Below are 15,624 nucleotides of genomic sequence, written 5' to 3' on the forward strand. Positions count from 1 at the left end.
TCAGGACGGTGGGCGACGTTGCGACCAGACCGCGGCAGCGATTCCGACCCGGTTCCGGACGTCGAGCTTGCGCTGGATGCTGGCCAGGTGGTTCTTCACGGTGCCGGGGGAGAGCACGAGTTGCTCGGCGATGTCGGCGTTCGTGCCGCCGTCGGCGACCAGTTCGGCGACCTCCTTCTCCCGTTCGGTCAGCGAGGACCATCGTGGGTCGGCAGGTACGTCGCGAAGTCGGCTCAAGAGTCGCGTGGTCAGTTGGGGGCTGACCAGCGTGTCACCGGCGACGGCCGCCCGGATCGCCTCGACCAGGAGCGCGGGTCCGGACCGCTTGAGGATGAAGCCGGCGGCGCCGTACTGCAGAGCCGTGTGCAGGTACTCGTCCAGGTCGAAGGTTGTCACCACGACCACCACGGTCATGTCCGGCTGCGCGTCGACCACCGCCCGGAACGCCTGCCGGATCACGGCCTGATCGTCGGCCAGCAACACCCGAATGGTCATCGCGGCACCACCAGCTCGACCCGCCATCCGCCGGCGCTCGGGCCTGCAGTCAGGGTGCCGCGAAGCGCTTCGGCCCACTCGGTCAGCATCCGCAACCCGCCCTCGGAGCCTGTCGCTGTTGCCGCCGACCCGTCGTCGGCGACCGTCACCACCACACCCTCGCCTTCGGACCGGATCGTGATCCTGACCTCCTGCGCGTCCGCCGCGTGCTTGCGCAGGTTGGTCAGGCACTCGGTCACCATCCGGTACACCAACGCCGCCCCCTCCGCAGACGGCTCGACGACCTCAGGAGCCACCAGTACGGCGCGCGGCCCAGGCGTCCCGTTGAAGCGCTCGACCAACCCCGGCAACGCCTCCAGATCCCGCCCGGCTCCCTCGGGCACACCGTCGATCCGCAAGGCCCGCACGGTCGCCTCCAGCGACTCCAGCGACCGGACCCCAGCCTGCTCGACCCGCTCGAGCTCCTCAGCCCCACCACCCAGGTACCGGGCCGCCTGCACTCGCGCCACGACCTCACTCAGGTCATGCGCCACGAATTCGTGCAACTCGGCCGCCACCGCCAGCCGACGCCGGGTAGGCCTCCGCCTGCCTCGCTGCCGCCCGCGCACGCTCCAGGCCGCGCAGGCCCCAGCCGAGCAACCCCGCCGCAGCACCCGCAGCACCCCAGAGCCCGACCGCCAGGACCTTGCCCCCAGCATCCAGCGCCGGCGCCTCCGAGTACCGCAGCACCATCACCGCCAGCGCCACCACGACGACCGGGGCTCCCACGACTAGCCGCTCCGACCACCGAGCGATTCCAAACGCCAGCCCGAGCAGCACCAGCGGCTCAACCAAAGCCGCCACATCCGGCCCACCCACCACCGGCCGCACGACCAGAGTGACCAGCACAGACCCAAGTCCGGCCACCACACCCACCGGACCCAGCCACCGAGCAGCCACCCCCCGCATGCGACCAGATCCTAGGGGCCGCACTTGTCGTCAGGCTGACAGCGCCTTGAGCACCTCGTCTGCGTGCAGGGCCGGCAGGGAGTGGTGGGTGGCGTCGTCGATCTGTACGACGGTCGCGCCGGCGGTGGTCGCTCGTCGGGCGAGCTGGTGTGGGTCGTGGGTCTTGCTGCGGCCGGCAACCACCACGACGAGGTCGGTCGTCAGGTCCTGAAGGTTCGACGGGCGGCGGGGGCGTACTGGGCGAGTGGTGGGCTCCAGCGTTGCCAGGGCGGAGAGCTCGACCCACGTGGGGTCCAGGGGGAGGCCTTGGGTCTCCCAGCGCAGGAAGGACTTGTAGCGGGCTGGGGAGGGCTTCACGAGCAGGGGGAGGGCTCGGGCGACGTACGGGAGGCGGAGGCCGGTGAAGCAGTCGGTGGGGTCGAGCAGGGCCAGGCGGCTGACGCGGTCCGGGTTCTGGAGGGTGTACGTGAGGGCGATCCAGGCGCCGTACGAATGACCGACGAGCATCGGGCGCTCGAGGTCCTCGAGTCCGGCGGCCAGCCACGTCATCAGGTCGTCCACGGAGCCCGGTGGCGTGGCGGTCGAGCGGCCGGCGTCGCCGGGGAGGTCGAGGGCGTAGACGCGATGCCGTTCGGCGAGGCGGGGTGCGACGGCGAACCACACCGGCGAGGTCGCGCCGTGACCGGCGAGGAGGACCACGGGCGGGGCGTCGGCCGGGCCGCAGGCGTTCACGTGCGTGCCGCGGATGTCGAGCCGCTCCACCGGGACATCCCACCGCTCGAGCATGGCGTCGTAAGCGTCCTGAAAGCTCATGACGCGAGAATAGCTCACTGAGTGAGGTAAATTGTAGGGCATGCGTGAAGGAGTGATGCCGGCGGACCCCGAGCGGGCGGCCGCACTGGAGCTGATCCACCGGCTGCGAGAGGTGGCGCTGCGGTTGGAGCTGGCGATCGGGGAGTTCGCGCGTGCGGCGGGACTGCACGCGACCGACGTACGCGCGCTGATCCGCCTCCTCGACGCCGAGCGGGCCGGCCTGGAGGCAACACCGGGATGGCTCGCTGGACAGCTCGGAATGACCTCTCAGGCGACGACGGCGGTCATCCACCGATTGGAGGCCGCCGGGCACGTCGAACGCCTCAGAAGCCGCTCAGACGGCCGTAGCTCCCGGCTCCAGGTCTCCGACAGCGCGGTCGCCCTCGGCTGGCAGTTCTTCGGGCCCCTGCTCGAGCGCCTGATCACCACCACCGAGGCCCTCAGCCCCGACCAGCGAACGGTCGTCAGCGACTACCTGACCACGGTCGCCGCAGCAATCGACTGAACCACCGCCGATGGCACCTCGACCGGGATAACCTCAGCCGCTGCTTCGACGTGCGAGGTGAAGGCGGCGGACGCAGCTGCACCGGGCAACCTGGTCGGCCGATCGACCCGGCCGAGACTGCGGTGACGGCGACCGGGACGTTCATCGGCTCGGCGGAGTACACGGCGCCGGAGCGGTTGCGCGGGTCGGACACCCCGGCGGGCGCGCCAGCAGGTACCAGCTCGACGATGAGACCCGAAGGGCGGCGTGCAAGCGGGTTGTGACCATGGATCCCTCCGGCTCGGAGGTCTTCAAGCTGAAGGACTCCAAGTCCGTGGTGTGCGTCGGACCTCGGTAACGCAAGAAGCCCCGGCGGGGGCCGGGGCTTCTTGACGGTGCTGCTGATCAGGACCTGTCGCTGGTGACCTCGCGATAGGTGTCCGTCTCGGACAGGTCTTGGATCTCGTCCGTGTCGTGCGCGTGCTCGTGTGCCGCCTCGAGCTCGTGCGTCGTCGGCTTCTGCACCGCGTCCGCGTAGTAGAAGCGCGACAGCCGGGCGCGGAGCTTGTTCAGGGCTCGGCGCGGGGCGCGGACGCCGTTGTCGTCGGTCTCCGGACCGATTTCGAGCGGAACGACCCGGTCCCGGGCGGTGAGCTCGTAGGCCTCGTAGGTCCCGATCGGCTGGTGCTTCTCGGAGTACTTGCCCTCGGGGGAGCGGACGATGACGCCGGTCTCCAGGCCGTGCAGGATCCGCTCGTTGTCGGCGCGCTGCAGCGAGATCGCGATCCGCCGGGTGATCCAGAACGCCAGGATCGGGCCGAGGATGACCGCGAACCGCAGGAACCAGGTCACGTTGTTCAGCGAGATCCCGAAGTGGGTGGCGATCAGGTCGTTACCGCCACCGACCCAGAGCAGGCCGTAGAACGTCATGAACGCGACACCGATACCGGTCCGGGTCGGGACGTTGCGCGGCCGGTCCAGCAGGTGGTGCTCGCGCTTGTCACCGGTGATCCAGCCCTCGATGAACGGGTAGAGCGCGACCAGCGTGACGAAGGCGGGCGGGATGATCAGCGCCGGGATGATCAGGTTCCAGCTCAGCGTGATACCCCAGAAGCTCGACTCGAAGCCGGGGAATATTCGGACCGAGCCTTCCAGCCAGCCCATGTACCAGTCCGGCTGGGATCCCGCCGTCACCTCCGCCGGGTTGTACGGGCCGTACAGCCAGACCGGGTTGATCTGCATCAGGGCGCCCATCAGAGCGGTGATGCCGAACACGACGAAGAAGAAGCCGCCGGCCTTGGCGGTGTAGACCGGCCACAGCGGGTAGCCGACCACGTTGTTGTTGGTCCGGCCGGGGCCCTGGTACTGCGTGTGCTTGTGGTACACGACCAGGAACAGGTGGACCGTGACCAGGGCCAGGATCAACCCCGGGATCAGCAGCACGTGCACGATGAAGAACCGAGGCACCATGTCGTCGCCGGGGAACTCACCGCCGAAGATGAAGAAGTTCATGTACGTGCCGATCACCGGCGAGGCCTGGATCATGCCCTGGGTGATGCGTAGACCGGTTCCGGAGAGCAGGTCGTCGGGGAGGCCGTAGCCGATGAAGCCCTCGATGATGCCGAGGAACAGCATCGTGAAGCCGATCACCCAGTTCAGCTCACGCGGCTTGCGGAACGCGCCGGTGAAGAAGATGCGGAGCAGGTGCACCATCATCGCGGCGATGAACAGCACCGCCGCCCAGTGGTGGATCTGCCGCATCAGCAGGCCGCCGCGGACGTCGAACGAGATGTCCAGCGTGGAGGCGTACGCCTCGGACATGTGCAGGCCCTTGAGCAGGCTGTACGAGCCCTGGTACTCGATCTCGGCCATCGACGGCTTGAACCAGAACGTGAGGAAGATGCCGGTGAGGATCAGGATGATGAAGCTGTACAGCGCGATCTCGCCGAGCATGAACGACCAGTGGTCCGGGAACACCTTGCGCAGGTTCTTCCGGCCGATCTTCGCAATGCCGAGCCGGTCGTCGACCCATTTGACCGGTGGCGGGAAATCCTTGTCAGACATCGCGGTCACCCTCGTTCGAAGAAGCTCGGACCGACTGGCTCGGTGAAGTCGCTCTGCGCGACCAGGTAGCCCTCGGAGTCCACTGCCAACGGTAGCTGAGGCAGCGGCCGGGCCGCAGGCCCGAACACGACCTTCGCGGCGTCGGCCAGGTCGAAGGTCGACTGGTGGCACGGGCACAGCACGTGGTGGGTGGTCTGCTCGTACAGCGAGATCGGGCAGCCGACGTGGGTGCAGATCTTGGAGTAGCAGAGGATCCCGTCGACACCCCAGTTCTCCCGGCCGGGAGGCGTCCGGATCTCGCTCGGCTTGATCCGGACCACGATCACCGCGGCCTTCGCCTTGGCGTTCTGGTACTCGACCGGGCTCTCCTCCTGGATCGGGGCCAGGTTGGCGGGCGCGGCGTTCACCAGCTGGCCGACGATCATGTCGGACGGCTTGATCGGGCGCAGCGTGACGTCGTTGACGACGCGAATGCCCTTGGCCCAGATCGTGTGGAACAGCGCCCGGCCCGGCAGCGGGCCCAGGTCGCGCAGGAACACGATGGCCGGCAGGCCGAGCACGGCGAGCGCGCCGATCATCGAACGGCGGATCATCTTGCGCCGGGTGAAGCCGGACTCAGCCACTCCCTGCTGGAAGGCGTCGGTGATGTCGGCCTTCTGCTCCAGCGTGGAGTGCGCGGGGTGCCGCTCCTCGACGATCTCCTCGTCGACCATCAGCTTCTTGGCCCACTGGATCGCGCCGGCGCCGATCAGGAACAGCGCCAGACCGATGCACAGGCCGAGCGTCATGTTGTTGGCGTTGCCGGACAGCGGGCCGAAGACCAGTTCGGCGTCCCGCGGGATGGCGAAGTACGCCACACAGGCGCCGAGCACGAGCAGCGTGGCCAGGCCGAACATCGTCGACACCTGGCGCTCGACCCGGTCGGCCGCCTTCGGGTCGATGTCGGTGATCCGGTACTCGTGCGGCTCCAGCCCCGGGTCCGGAATCGGCTCCGACACCTGGACCGGACCGTGTTCCTCTTCCTTCACTGCCGGCAGCTTCTCGTCACTCACTGGCCTTCGCTCCCTTGGCCTTGACACCCTTGGCGCCGATCCAGACTGCGATGCAGACCAGGACGCCGATACCGACCAGCCAGCCCCACAGGCCCTCGGAGACCGGGCCGAGGCGGCCGAGACCGAAGCCACCCGGGTCCTTCTGGGTCTCCAGCGCCTTCAGGTAGGCGATGATGTCGCGCTTGTCCTCCGGCTGCAGCACCTGGTCGGAGAAGACCGGCATCTGCTGCGGACCGGTCAGCATCGCCTCGTAGATGTGCTTCTCACTGACGCCCATCAGCGACGGCGCGTAGCGGCCGTTCGGCAGCGCGCCGCCCTTGCCGGCGAAGTTGTGGCACGCCGTGCAGTTGGTGCGGAACAGCTCGCCACCGCGCGTGACCTGCTCGTCGGTGGCCTTGCTGACGTCGTACGACTCCTGCGCCGGAACCGCCGGGCCGGGGGCCAGCGAGGCGACGTAGGCGGCCAGCGCCTCGATCTCCTCCTGGGTGTAGGCCGGGGTCTTGCGGGGCACCTGGGCGCCGGGCTGCATGGCCGGCATCCGTCCGGTGCCGACCTGGAAGTCGACGGCGGCCGCGCCGACACCGATCAGCGACGGTCCGGCCATCTCGCCCTCACCGTTGCCGCCGCCCTCGGCGTTCAGGCCGTGGCAGCTGGCGCAGCCGACCGCGAAGAGCTTCTTGCCCTCTTCGATCTGCTGGGACTGGGCCGAGTTGTCCGCGACCGCGTTGTCAGGGGCGAAGGCGGCGTACGCCGAACCCACTGCCAACAGGCCGAACAGGAGCACGACGAGGCCGGCTGACCGGTGCCGTCGTCGCGCGGAGAGAAAGCGCGCCGGTGACAAGGAAAGTCTCTTCTCACTCATTTGAGCAGGTAGATGGTCGCGAACAGGGCGATCCAGACCACGTCGACGAAGTGCCAGTAGTACGACACGACGATCGCCGAGACGGCCTGTTCGTGGGTGAACTTACGAGCCATGTACGTCCTGGCCAGGACGTACACGAAAGCGATGAGACCGCCGGTCACGTGCAGACCGTGGAACCCGGTGGTCAGGTAGAAGACCGACCCGTACGGCGACGACGAGATCGACAGGCCCTCGTGCAGCAGGGCCGCGTACTCGGTCACCTGGCCGGCGATGAAGACCGCGCCCATGATGTACGTGAGGATGAACCACTCACGCATACCCCACTGGCGGACGTTCAGCAGCGAGCCGGTCCGGCCCACCTTGCCGTGCTCGGCGGCGAACACGCCGGCCTGGCAGGTGAACGACGACGCGACCAGGATGAACGTGTTCACCGAGGCGAACGGCACGTTCAGCATCTCGGTGGACGCCTGCCACAGCGTCTCCGTACCCGGAGCGGCGGCGGCGGTCGTCACCGACCGGATCGTGAAGTACGCCGCGAACAAGGCGGCGAAGAACATCAGTTCGCTCGAGAGCCAGACGATCGTGCCGACACTGACCATGCTGGGACGGTCGTGGTGTCCGTGTTCACGAGACGCTGGGAGCGCGGTTGCAGTGGCCACGCGGTCATTATGTCGGTCGGCGAATCAGTTGCCACGACCACCCCCATGCATGTCGCAGACTCACGCTTTCTACTGTTGAAGCGTGCTTCCCCTCCACGCCACGCCGGGCGACCAGATCGCACCGCTCACGCCGGTCCGGTTGCTGACGGCCTGGACCTTCGAACCGGTGTTACTCGGCGTGATCATCGTACTGGCTGCGCTCTACCTGTACGGCGTCCACCGGCTCCGCGCGCGGGGTGACAAATGGTCCCGCGGACGGACGTTCGCGTTCGTCGGACTGGGCCTGGGAAGCGCCGTGATCGCCACCCAGTCAGCGCTCGGCACGTACGACACGGTGCTGCTGAGCGTCCACATGGCTCAGCACATGGTCCTGTCGATGCTGACGCCGCTGATGATGGCGCTCGGCGCGCCGGTGACGCTGGCCCTGCGGACGCTGCCGCCCCAGCCGCGGAAATGGTTGCTCTCCGTGTTGCACTCGCGGTTCGCGAAGGTGATGTGCTTCCCGCTGATCGGCTTCACGCTGTTCGTCCTGAGCCCGTGGGCGCTCTACTTCAGCGGCTGGTACGACGCCACGCTGCGATCGACCGCGCTGCACGACCTGCTCCACGTGCACTTCATCCTGGTCGGCGCACTGTTCTTCTGGCCGCTGCTCGGGCTCGACCCGGTGCCTGGCCGGGTGATCTACCCGTTCCGGCTGATCATGACGTTTCTCACGCTGCCGTTCCACGCGTTCCTCGGCATCACGATCATGTCCGCGAGCACCCTGATCGCCGAGGACTGGTACACCAGCTTCGACCGGGCCTGGTCGCCGTCGCCGCTGCGCGACCAGTACATCGCCGGCGGTCTGCTGTGGGGGTCCGGCGACATCGTCGGGCTGATCTTCTTCGGGGTGCTTTTCGTCCAGTGGGTGAAGGAGTCGCAGCGTGAGGCACGCCGCGAGGACCGCCGGCTGGACCGGTTGGAGGAACAGGCTCGCCGGAGTGGACAGGCGCCCCGGTAGCATTCGCGGTGTTGTTCGCTTGTCCACTGGTCACTGACACACAGCTTGGGATGGATCGATGAGTTCAGAGCGTCCGCTGAAGGTGCTCGTCTACAGCGACGACCGTACGACCCGGGAATCCGTCCGGCTGGCGCTCGGCAAGCGGCCGGCCGCCGACCTGCCCGTCGTCGAGTACGTCGAGTGCGCGACCGAGCCGGCCGTGATCAAGACCATGGACAAGGGCGGGATCGACCTGGCCATCCTGGACGGCGAGGCAGTGCCGGCCGGCGGGATGGGCATCGCCCGGCAGTTGAAGGACGAGATCTTCCAGTGCCCGCCGGTGCTGGTCATCACCGGCCGCCCGCAGGACGCCTGGCTGGCCACCTGGTCCCGGGCGGAGGCCGCGGTCTCGCACCCGATCGACCCGGTCCGGATGGCCGAGGTCACCGCCGAGCTGCTCCGGCAGCGGCTGGCCACGCTGCCCGCCACGACCGCCTGATCCTCCATGGCCGCGTACAGCTGGCCCCAGGTGCTCAACCCGCTGCTGCGGCGCGAGGACCTGGACGCCTCCGCCACAGCTTGGGCGATGGAGCAGATTCTGTCCGGCGCGGCGTCGCCGGCCCAGCTCGCCGGGTTCGTGATCGCGCTGCGGTCCAAGGGCGAGACGGTCAGCGAGGTCGAGGGCCTGGTCGCGACCATGCGCGACTTCGCCACCAAGATCACGGTCCCGGGCCGCACTCTCGATGTCGTCGGCACCGGCGGTGACCAGGCCCACACTGTGAACATCAGCACGATGTCCGCGATCGTCGCGGCCGGCGCCGGGGCCAAGGTGCTCAAGCACGGCAACCGCGCGGCCTCGTCGGCGTGCGGTGCGGCCGACGTTCTCGAGGAGCTCGGCGTACCGCTCGACCTGACCGCGGCGCAGGTGGCCGAGGTGGGGGAGCGGGCCGGGATCACGTTCTGCTTCGCGCCGGCGTTCCACCCTGCGCTGCGGCATGCCGCCGTACCGCGGCGTGAGCTCGGGGTACCGACCACGTTCAACTTCCTCGGCCCGCTGGCCAACCCGGGCAACCCGTCCGCGCAGGCGGTCGGCGTCGGCGACGGCCGGATCGCCGGGCTGATGGCCGGGGTGCTGGCGCGGCGCGGGATCGACGCGCTCGTGTTCCACGGCGACGACGGCCTCGACGAGCTGACCACGCGGACGACGTCGCAGGTGTGGACGGTCGGCGGGGGAGCGGTGGAAGGCCCGTTCACGCTGGATCCGCGGGAGCTCGGGATCGAGCCGGTGTCCGCGGACGCGTTGAAGGGTGCGGACGCAGCGTTCAACGCGAAGGTCGTACGGGCGTTGCTCGACGGCGAACCGGGGGCGGTGCGGGACGTCGTACTGCTGAACGCCGGTGCGGCGCTGGCGGCGTACGCGCCGACGGACGAGCCGCTGGTCAGCCGGATCCGGGCCGGGATGTCCAAGGCCGCGGAGGCGATCGACTCCGGTGCCGCGAAGGGCGTGCTGGACCGCTGGATCGCTGCCTGCGCTTCGGTGCGGTAGGTCTTTGATTGATCAGGGCCGGCGGGATGGTTCCCGCCGGCCCTTCTCGTCTACTGGCTGATCTTGATTACTGGCTGATCTTGATCTGGCTGACCTTGTAGCGCCAGACGTTCTGCCACGCCGGAGTGGAGCCGGCGATGTCCGCGATCGAGACGGCCGCGGTCTTGTTGTCGCCGCGGTCGATCACCGCGATCATGATCATCGAGAACGTCTCCTTCAGCGGCGGCTGGTTGACCGCGATCCGGGCGGTGATCTCGTGGCCCGGGTGCCCGTCGACGGTGATCGGCTTGTGCGTCACCGCGGAGATCTTGGCGTTCTTGTCGTACAGGTTGATGACCGCCCGCGAACCCGCCTGGCTCGCCGCCTCCTTGCGGCCGGCCGCGGTGTTCACGTACTTGATCGTCGGCGCCAGCTGGCCGAACGTGACCAGGTTGCCCCAGCTGTTCTTCTTGCCGTCGTAGTTGGCGTGCACGGTGAACCAGACCGCGGTCCCACCCCACAGCCCGGTCCGGTCGTACTCGCCGGTCCACGCCGAGCTCATGACCGGCATCATGTCGCCGTTCCCGGCCCGCATCTCGGTCCCGAGCACCTTGCCGGTCGGCGTCGGCGTCTCGGACGGCTTGGCCGGCGGATCAACCGTCTCCATCGGCGTCTGCCCACCCTGCGGCAACGCGACCGGCGTCACCGCATCAGCCTTCGTCCAGATCCACCCGACACTGATCCCAGTAGTAGCCAACGCAGCCACCACCAGCACCAACGCCCCCACCAACCGAGCCCGCATCCCCTCGACCCCGGCCTTACCAGGCCCCCCACCATCGCCCCCCGGCACCCGCTGCCCGCGCCCACCACGACCGCCGGCCCCAGCCTGCCGCCCAAATGAGCCCTGGCCCGCCATTCCCTGCCGCGCACCAGCCTGCTGCCCGTACGCCGCCTGCCCGCCCTGCTGTGCGTACGCCGGCTGTCCGGCCTGCTGTCCCTGCGACGCCTGCCCGGCCTGCTGTCCCTGCGACACCTGCCCGGCCTGCCGCGCGTACCCCGCCTGCTGCGCCGCCGACATCTGCCCGGCCTGCTGCCCGTAAACCGGCTGCCCAGCCTGCTGCCCCTGAGTCGGCTGCCCAGGCGCGTATGACGGCTGTCCTGGCTGGTGCACGCCGGGCGGCCCCTGCGGCTGTCCGCCGTGCGGGGCCTGCCCCTGACTGCCGTACGGGCGCTGTCCCTGGCCCGGCGCGTAGTTGCCTCCAGGCTGCCCGCCCTGCGGTGACCCGTGCGGCGGCGCCGCGTGCAGTGGCCCACCGTGCTGCCCCTGCTGAGCCCCACCACCCGGCTGCTGCCCATACAGCCCCTGCCCAGCCTGCTGCGCCTGCCCCAGCTGCTGCCCGTGATGTGCCTGACCGGCCTGCGGCGGGTGCCCGTACTGCGCCTGCTGCGGCTGTCCGTGCTGCGGCTGTCCGTGCGGAGCCTGCGCGTGCTGCGCCTCTCCCGGCTGTGCCTGCCCACGCTGCGGAGCCTGTCCGGGCTGCTGCGCCCGCGGCTGTTGCCCCGGCTGCTGTTGGCTCAACTGCTGCTGCGCCCACGACTGCTGTCCCTGTGGCTGCTGAGGCCGTTGACCTTGCGGCTGCCCTTGCTGCCCGCCAGCCTGCTGCGCGCCGAATTGCTGCGCACCCTGCTGTTGCGAAGCCTGCTGCTGGGCAATCTGCTGCTGCGCCCAGGACTGCTGCTGACCCTGCGGTGCCGAGTGCTGCGGATCCTGCTGCTGATACGGGTTCGCCTGTCCGCGCCGCTGCCCAGGACCCCCGTCGGAGCTCGCCGACGGCGAAGGCGGCGGCGCAGGAGCCGGCGACTGCCCAAACAACGCATCCGACGACCCACCCGCCTGCTGCCCGGTCACTTGCTGCTGCCCGGTCACCCGCGAGTCACCCGGCGTTGACCCGGCAGCTCTCCGGGCACCGACGTCCTGTGCCGCCACAGGCGAGTCACCAGTCGCCGACCCGGCAGCACCCAGGCTGCCGGCACCCTGTGCCGCCGTACGCGGGTCGCCGGTCGCCGCTCCGGCCGCACCCAGGCCGTCGGCACCTCGTCCCGGCGTACGCGCGCCAGGTGTCGAGTCGGCGGCACTCCAGTCGGCTGTGGACTGGTGCGGCGTACCTGCGTCGGCGCCGGACGGCTCGGGGGTGGGCCACGTGGTGGGGGCTGGTGGGGCTTGGGGGGTGCCGGCCAGGGGGTCGGCTGGGGGTTGGTCGGGTGGGTACGCCTGTGGGCCCGGCGGCTGGTGCGGGGGTGCACTGTGCCGTGCCGGGGGCCGCTGGGGCGGTTGCGGGGTCTGGTCTTCGTTTTCAGCCAACGTTGATTCCCTTGTAGGCCTGGCTCTCGGCCGCCCTCAGATCCGGCCGGTTGGTGGGGATGTCGCTGATGTACGCGACTGCTGTGCCGTCACCGAGGTCGAAAACGGCCACCGTCAGGGTAAGCACCCGGGCGGTCAACTTCGGCGACTTCGCGGTCACAAGCTGCTGGAAGTACCAGCCCGACTTGTCCGACCGCTTCACCGCGCCGTTGCTGACGGTCTTGAACGTCACCGGGATGTCTCCGTACATCGAGGTCCGCAACTGGATCGACAGCGCCGCCGCGGTCGCCTTCGGGTCGCCGTTGAACCCGGAGCCGGTGCCGAGCGCGCCGACGAAGATGTCGGCGTACCAGTCGTTCTTGCCGTCGAAGTTCTCCTGCAGCAGCACGTACTGGCCGCTGGAGTTGAGCAGCTGTGAGACGAGCCGCTTGCGATCGGACCACGGCGGGTTGCGGCGCGAGAACGAGATCGCGTCGGAGGAGATCCGGGCGCCCTCGTGGAGCTTCGGGTTCTTCGACTGGCCCGGCTTCGTGCTGCTCTCGCCGGACGGCTGGGTGGTCGGCTGGCTCCCGGTCGGCTGACTCGTCGGCGTGGTGTTGCCCGGGCCCGCCTCGTCGTCACCGGGCGAGGTGATCAAGAACACGGCCGCCACGATCAACATCACCAACGCCACAGCCCCCGCCACAACCAGCGGCGTCCGTCCCCCTAGACCTCCACCCCCACCGCTCGTCTTCGTGCCCTTCCCCGGGCCCTTCTTCCCCTTGCCGCCCTTGCTCCCCCCACGCGTGTCAACCCGCTGCTCGCCCCAAGCAGCCCCCTGCTCACCCCAAGCACCACCTGCAGCCCCCTGCTGCCGCTGCCCCCACCCACCAGACTCCTGCCGCACCTCACCCAGTTGCTCCCCCCAAGCCCCACCCTGCTGCTGCCCCCCATGCAACCCAACCCACGGATCAGCCGCCCCCTGCGACTCACCCGCCTGCTCACCCCATCCAGCACCCGCACCCTGCTGCTGGCCCCCTTGCTGCTCACCCCACGGGCCGGCTGCGCCCTGCTGCTCGGCAGCCTGCTCGCCCCATGCGGTAGCCGCGCCTTGCTGCTGGGCGCCTTGCTGTTCGCCCCATGGGCTGGCGGTGCCTTGCTGCTCGGCAGTCTGCTCGCCCCACGAACTGGCTGCACCTTGCTGCTGACCCGCCTGCTCACCCCATCCAGCAGCCGCGCCCTGCTGCCCGGCGCCTCCTTGCGCACCCCATGCGCTGGTCGTCCCCTGCTGGTCGGCAGTCTGCTCGCCCCATGCGGTTGCTGCGCCCTGTTGCTGGGCGCCTTGCTGTTCACCCCATGGGCTGGCTGCGCCTTGCTGCTCGGTCGCCTGCTCACCCCATGCTGTAGCCGCGCCTTGCTGCTGGGCGCCTTGCTGCTCGCCCCATGGGCTGACGCTGCCTTGCAGCTCGGCAGTCTGCTCACCCCATGCGGCTGCCGCGCCCTGTTGCTGGGCGCCTTGCTGTTCACCCCATGGGCTGGCTGCGCCTTGCTGCTCGGTCGCCTGCTCACCCCATGCTGTAGCCGCGCCCTGCTGCTCGGCGTCTGCCTGCGTACCCCAGGCGCTGGTCGATCCCTGCTGGTTCGTGGGTTGTGGTTCGCCCCAGCCGGTGGTTGGACTCTGCTGCGCGGGGTCCTGCTGTTGGCCCCAGTTGGTTCCTGCGGCCTGCTGCTGGGTGGCTTGCTGGTCGTCTGAGGCGGTGGTGCTGTGCTGGGCGGACGTTTGTTGCTCGCCCCAACCACCGGCCGACCCGTGTTGCGCGGACGTTTGCTCTTCGCCCCAGCCGGTGGCTGCGCCCTGCTGGCCGGTGTCTCCTTGGTCACCCCAGGCGGCGGTCGCCCCGCCTTGGCCGGCCGCCTGCTGCTCGCCCCAACCACTGGTCGGTCCGTACTGCGCGGACGATTGCTCTTCGCCCCAGCCGGTGGTTTCACCGTGGCGTGCGGGGTCCTGCTGCTGGCCCCAGGTGGTTCCTGCGGACTGCTGCTGGGTGGCTTGCTGGTCGCTTGACGCGGTGGTGCTGTGCTGGGGGGAGGGTTGCTGCTCGCCCCAGCCTGTGCTTGTCCCGTGCTGGGTGGGTGTTGGCTGGTCGCCGGATATGCCCTGTTGGTCTGGGCCTTGCTGGTCGCCCCACGTGTTGGGCGTTTCGTGTTGCGCAGGCGGGGGCTGTTGGCCCCAGTCGGGTCTCGCGGTCTGCTGCTCGCTGGAGGCGGGCGGTCCCTGCTGGGCGGGGGTTTGCTCGCCCCAGCCGCTGGGTGTCTCCTGCTGTGCGGGCGGTTGCTGTTCGCCCCAGCCCTGCTGCGCCGAGGCTTGTTCGCCCCATCCGGTGGTCGTCTCGTGCTGGGCAGAGTCGGGCTGTTGGCCCCAGCCGGTGGTCGCTGACTGGTGCTCGTCCTCGGGTTGGGGGGATTGTTGGTTGCCCCAACCCTGTGTGGTGGTGTCGTCGTCCTGCTGGGTTCCCCATGACTGGGCGGCCCAGGTCTGTGCACCGGCTTGGGACGGGGGCTGGGGGGTCCAGTCGCCTTCCTGGTCCAGGTCTACGGCTTGGGGGCGTGCGTTCTCCGGCGGGGTGGGGGCCAGTTTGAGGGTCCAGGCAGATTGCTGGGGCTCCTCCGCAGGCTCCGCGGGGGGTTCCTGCTGGGTCCAGTGGTTTGGGGGGCCGGGGGCTATGACGGGGGCGTTCCAGGTCGCGCGGGCGCGCTCGAAGGGGGTACGGCCGTCGTCCTCGGCGGGGGCGCCATCCTTGGCCGGGGTGGGGGCCTTGGTGAGTGTGGTCCAACCGGACTCTGGGGACCACTCGCTTTGAGTGGGTTCAGAGGAGGCAGCCTGCTGGGAGAGGTCTTCCTTCTCGGTGCGGTTGGTCCACTGCGTCCCGTTCCACCAGCGAATGGTGTTCGGCTGGCCGGTGGGATCCGGATACCAGCCCGCGGGAGGGTTACTCATGCGGTCACCGTAACTTCAGCTCGTGTCAGCAGGGTCGCGCTTGCCCAGCCCTCAGACACCGTCCTCCTGACCCAGGCTGAAGGCGGCCTCGAGGTCGTGCGTCGAGTACGCGCGGAACGCGATGTGCGTCTCGGTGCTGAGTACGCCGGCCACCCGGTTCACCTTCTCCGGGATGACGGTGGCCAGGTCGTCATGGTGCGCGACCCGGACCATCGCGATCAGGTCGAGCCCGCCGGTGACGGAGTACACCTCGCTGACACCCTCGATCGCCGCCACCTGCTCGGCGACCTCCGGGATGCGCGCGACGTCGGCCTTGATGAACACGATCGCGGTGACCATGCCGTCCTCTCCTCGAATCACACCTGAACCGCTGAAGCATAATGCGGACCACCCCCAAACCCGGC

General features: G+C 69.4%; 16 protein-coding genes. 5 read left to right on the top strand and 11 right to left on the bottom strand.

The features are described 5' to 3' along the window. From ACIBGM_RS18280 to ACIBGM_RS18295, 4 genes are read right to left on the bottom strand one after another with little or no spacing between them, the layout of a single operon-like run. On the bottom strand, window positions 1-495 hold the full coding sequence (locus ACIBGM_RS18280) for a LuxR C-terminal-related transcriptional regulator (RefSeq protein WP_396386238.1): 495 nt from the start codon (window positions 493-495) through the stop codon (window positions 1-3). Next, window positions 492-1,004, bottom strand: coding sequence for a sensor histidine kinase (locus ACIBGM_RS18285; protein ID WP_396386239.1), 513 nt, complete (start codon window positions 1,002-1,004; stop codon window positions 492-494). Before ACIBGM_RS18285 ends, ACIBGM_RS18280 begins: the two co-directional genes overlap by 4 nt. 13 nt (window positions 1,005-1,017) lie before the next feature. Continuing rightward, entirely contained in the window at window positions 1,018-1,443 is a 426-nt protein-coding gene (locus ACIBGM_RS18290; RefSeq protein WP_396386240.1) for a hypothetical protein, read from the bottom strand. Window positions 1,444-1,473: 30 nt separating this feature from the next. Beyond that, window positions 1,474-2,256, bottom strand: a complete 783-nt coding sequence (locus ACIBGM_RS18295; RefSeq protein WP_396386241.1) for an alpha/beta fold hydrolase — start codon at window positions 2,254-2,256, stop codon at window positions 1,474-1,476. A gap of 40 nt (window positions 2,257-2,296) precedes the next feature. On the opposite strand from ACIBGM_RS18295, the gene ACIBGM_RS18300 reads away from it, so the two are divergent. After that, complete coding sequence (locus ACIBGM_RS18300; protein ID WP_396386242.1) at window positions 2,297-2,761, top strand: MarR family transcriptional regulator; 465 nt, start codon at window positions 2,297-2,299, stop codon at window positions 2,759-2,761. A 384-nt stretch (window positions 2,762-3,145) separates the two neighbouring features. On the opposite strand, the gene ACIBGM_RS18305 is transcribed toward ACIBGM_RS18300, so the two are convergent. Genes ACIBGM_RS18305 through ACIBGM_RS18320 form a run of 4 tightly spaced genes read right to left on the bottom strand, consistent with a single transcriptional unit; the run spans window position 3,146 to window position 7,377 of the window. Beyond that, entirely contained in the window at window positions 3,146-4,804 is a 1,659-nt protein-coding gene (locus ACIBGM_RS18305) for a cytochrome bc complex cytochrome b subunit (RefSeq protein WP_360535452.1), read from the bottom strand. A 5-nt stretch (window positions 4,805-4,809) separates the two neighbouring features. Continuing rightward, window positions 4,810-5,832, bottom strand: coding sequence for a Rieske 2Fe-2S domain-containing protein (locus ACIBGM_RS18310; protein WP_396386495.1), 1,023 nt, complete (start codon window positions 5,830-5,832; stop codon window positions 4,810-4,812). 16 nt (window positions 5,833-5,848) lie between these two features. After that, window positions 5,849-6,718, bottom strand: a complete 870-nt coding sequence (locus ACIBGM_RS18315) for a cytochrome c (protein WP_360535448.1) — start codon at window positions 6,716-6,718, stop codon at window positions 5,849-5,851. Further along, on the bottom strand, window positions 6,715-7,377 hold the full coding sequence (locus ACIBGM_RS18320) for a heme-copper oxidase subunit III (RefSeq protein ID WP_360535446.1): 663 nt from the start codon (window positions 7,375-7,377) through the stop codon (window positions 6,715-6,717). The genes ACIBGM_RS18315 and ACIBGM_RS18320 overlap by 4 nt, the downstream gene beginning before the upstream one ends. An 82-nt stretch (window positions 7,378-7,459) precedes the next feature. Here ACIBGM_RS18320 and ACIBGM_RS18325 point away from each other — a divergent pair, with 82 nt between their 5' ends. From ACIBGM_RS18325 to trpD, 3 genes are read left to right on the top strand one after another with little or no spacing between them, the layout of a single operon-like run. Then, a complete protein-coding gene (locus ACIBGM_RS18325; RefSeq protein ID WP_396386243.1) occupies window positions 7,460-8,377 on the top strand; it encodes a cytochrome c oxidase assembly protein in 918 nt (305 codons plus the stop codon). Window positions 8,378-8,435: 58 nt separating this feature from the next. Next, on the top strand, window positions 8,436-8,855 hold the full coding sequence (locus tag ACIBGM_RS18330; RefSeq protein WP_396386244.1) for a hypothetical protein: 420 nt from the start codon (window positions 8,436-8,438) through the stop codon (window positions 8,853-8,855). Between the two features lie 6 nt (window positions 8,856-8,861). Then, window positions 8,862-9,902 carry an anthranilate phosphoribosyltransferase gene (gene trpD, locus ACIBGM_RS18335; protein WP_360535440.1) on the top strand — a complete coding sequence of 347 codons (1,041 nt, stop codon included), beginning with the start codon at window positions 8,862-8,864 and terminating at the stop codon, window positions 9,900-9,902. A 67-nt stretch (window positions 9,903-9,969) separates the two neighbouring features. On the opposite strand, the gene ACIBGM_RS18340 is transcribed toward trpD, so the two are convergent. After that, window positions 9,970-10,959 (bottom strand): hypothetical protein, encoded by a 990-nt coding sequence (locus tag ACIBGM_RS18340; RefSeq protein WP_396386245.1) that lies wholly within the window; start codon window positions 10,957-10,959, stop codon window positions 9,970-9,972. A gap of 237 nt (window positions 10,960-11,196) precedes the next feature. Between ACIBGM_RS18340 and ACIBGM_RS18345 the strand changes: the two genes are divergently transcribed. After that, window positions 11,197-11,829: a hypothetical protein gene (locus tag ACIBGM_RS18345; RefSeq protein WP_396386246.1), complete on the top strand. Its 633-nt coding sequence runs from the start codon at window positions 11,197-11,199 to the stop codon at window positions 11,827-11,829. Between the two features lie 406 nt (window positions 11,830-12,235). Here ACIBGM_RS18345 and ACIBGM_RS18350 read toward each other — a convergent pair whose 3' ends face one another. Together ACIBGM_RS18350 and ACIBGM_RS18355 are read right to left on the bottom strand one after the other, a co-directional pair. Then, window positions 12,236-15,220 carry a hypothetical protein gene (locus ACIBGM_RS18350; protein ID WP_396386247.1) on the bottom strand — a complete coding sequence of 995 codons (2,985 nt, stop codon included), beginning with the start codon at window positions 15,218-15,220 and terminating at the stop codon, window positions 12,236-12,238. A 51-nt stretch (window positions 15,221-15,271) separates the two neighbouring features. Continuing rightward, window positions 15,272-15,559, bottom strand: a complete 288-nt coding sequence (locus tag ACIBGM_RS18355) for an Lrp/AsnC ligand binding domain-containing protein (RefSeq protein WP_360469428.1) — start codon at window positions 15,557-15,559, stop codon at window positions 15,272-15,274. Between the last annotated feature and the right edge of the window lie 65 nt (window positions 15,560-15,624).

The sequence above is a fragment of the Kribbella sp. NPDC050470 genome (assembly GCF_044458365.1).
Taxonomy (GTDB): Bacteria; Actinomycetota; Actinomycetes; order Propionibacteriales; family Kribbellaceae; genus Kribbella.

What these genes read in the sequence shown, in the direction of transcription:
- ACIBGM_RS18280 (WP_396386238.1), bottom strand. Translation starts at nt 495, where the DNA reads ATGACCATTCGGGTGTTGCTGGCCGACGATCAGGCCGTGATCCGGCAG.
- ACIBGM_RS18290 (WP_396386240.1), bottom strand. Translation starts at nt 1,443, where the DNA reads ATGCGGGGGGTGGCTGCTCGGTGGCTGGGTCCGGTGGGTGTGGTGGCC.
- ACIBGM_RS18295 (WP_396386241.1), bottom strand. Translation starts at nt 2,256, where the DNA reads ATGAGCTTTCAGGACGCTTACGACGCCATGCTCGAGCGGTGGGATGTC.
- ACIBGM_RS18300 (WP_396386242.1), top strand. Translation starts at nt 2,297, where the DNA reads ATGCGTGAAGGAGTGATGCCGGCGGACCCCGAGCGGGCGGCCGCACTG.
- ACIBGM_RS18305 (WP_360535452.1), bottom strand. Translation starts at nt 4,804, where the DNA reads ATGTCTGACAAGGATTTCCCGCCACCGGTCAAATGGGTCGACGACCGG.
- ACIBGM_RS18315 (WP_360535448.1), bottom strand. Translation starts at nt 6,718, where the DNA reads ATGAGTGAGAAGAGACTTTCCTTGTCACCGGCGCGCTTTCTCTCCGCG.
- ACIBGM_RS18330 (WP_396386244.1), top strand. Translation starts at nt 8,436, where the DNA reads ATGAGTTCAGAGCGTCCGCTGAAGGTGCTCGTCTACAGCGACGACCGT.
- trpD (WP_360535440.1), top strand. Translation starts at nt 8,862, where the DNA reads ATGGCCGCGTACAGCTGGCCCCAGGTGCTCAACCCGCTGCTGCGGCGC.
- ACIBGM_RS18340 (WP_396386245.1), bottom strand. Translation starts at nt 10,959, where the DNA reads ATGTCGGCGGCGCAGCAGGCGGGGTACGCGCGGCAGGCCGGGCAGGTG.
- ACIBGM_RS18350 (WP_396386247.1), bottom strand. Translation starts at nt 15,220, where the DNA reads ATGAGTAACCCTCCCGCGGGCTGGTATCCGGATCCCACCGGCCAGCCG.
- ACIBGM_RS18355 (WP_360469428.1), bottom strand. Translation starts at nt 15,559, where the DNA reads ATGGTCACCGCGATCGTGTTCATCAAGGCCGACGTCGCGCGCATCCCG.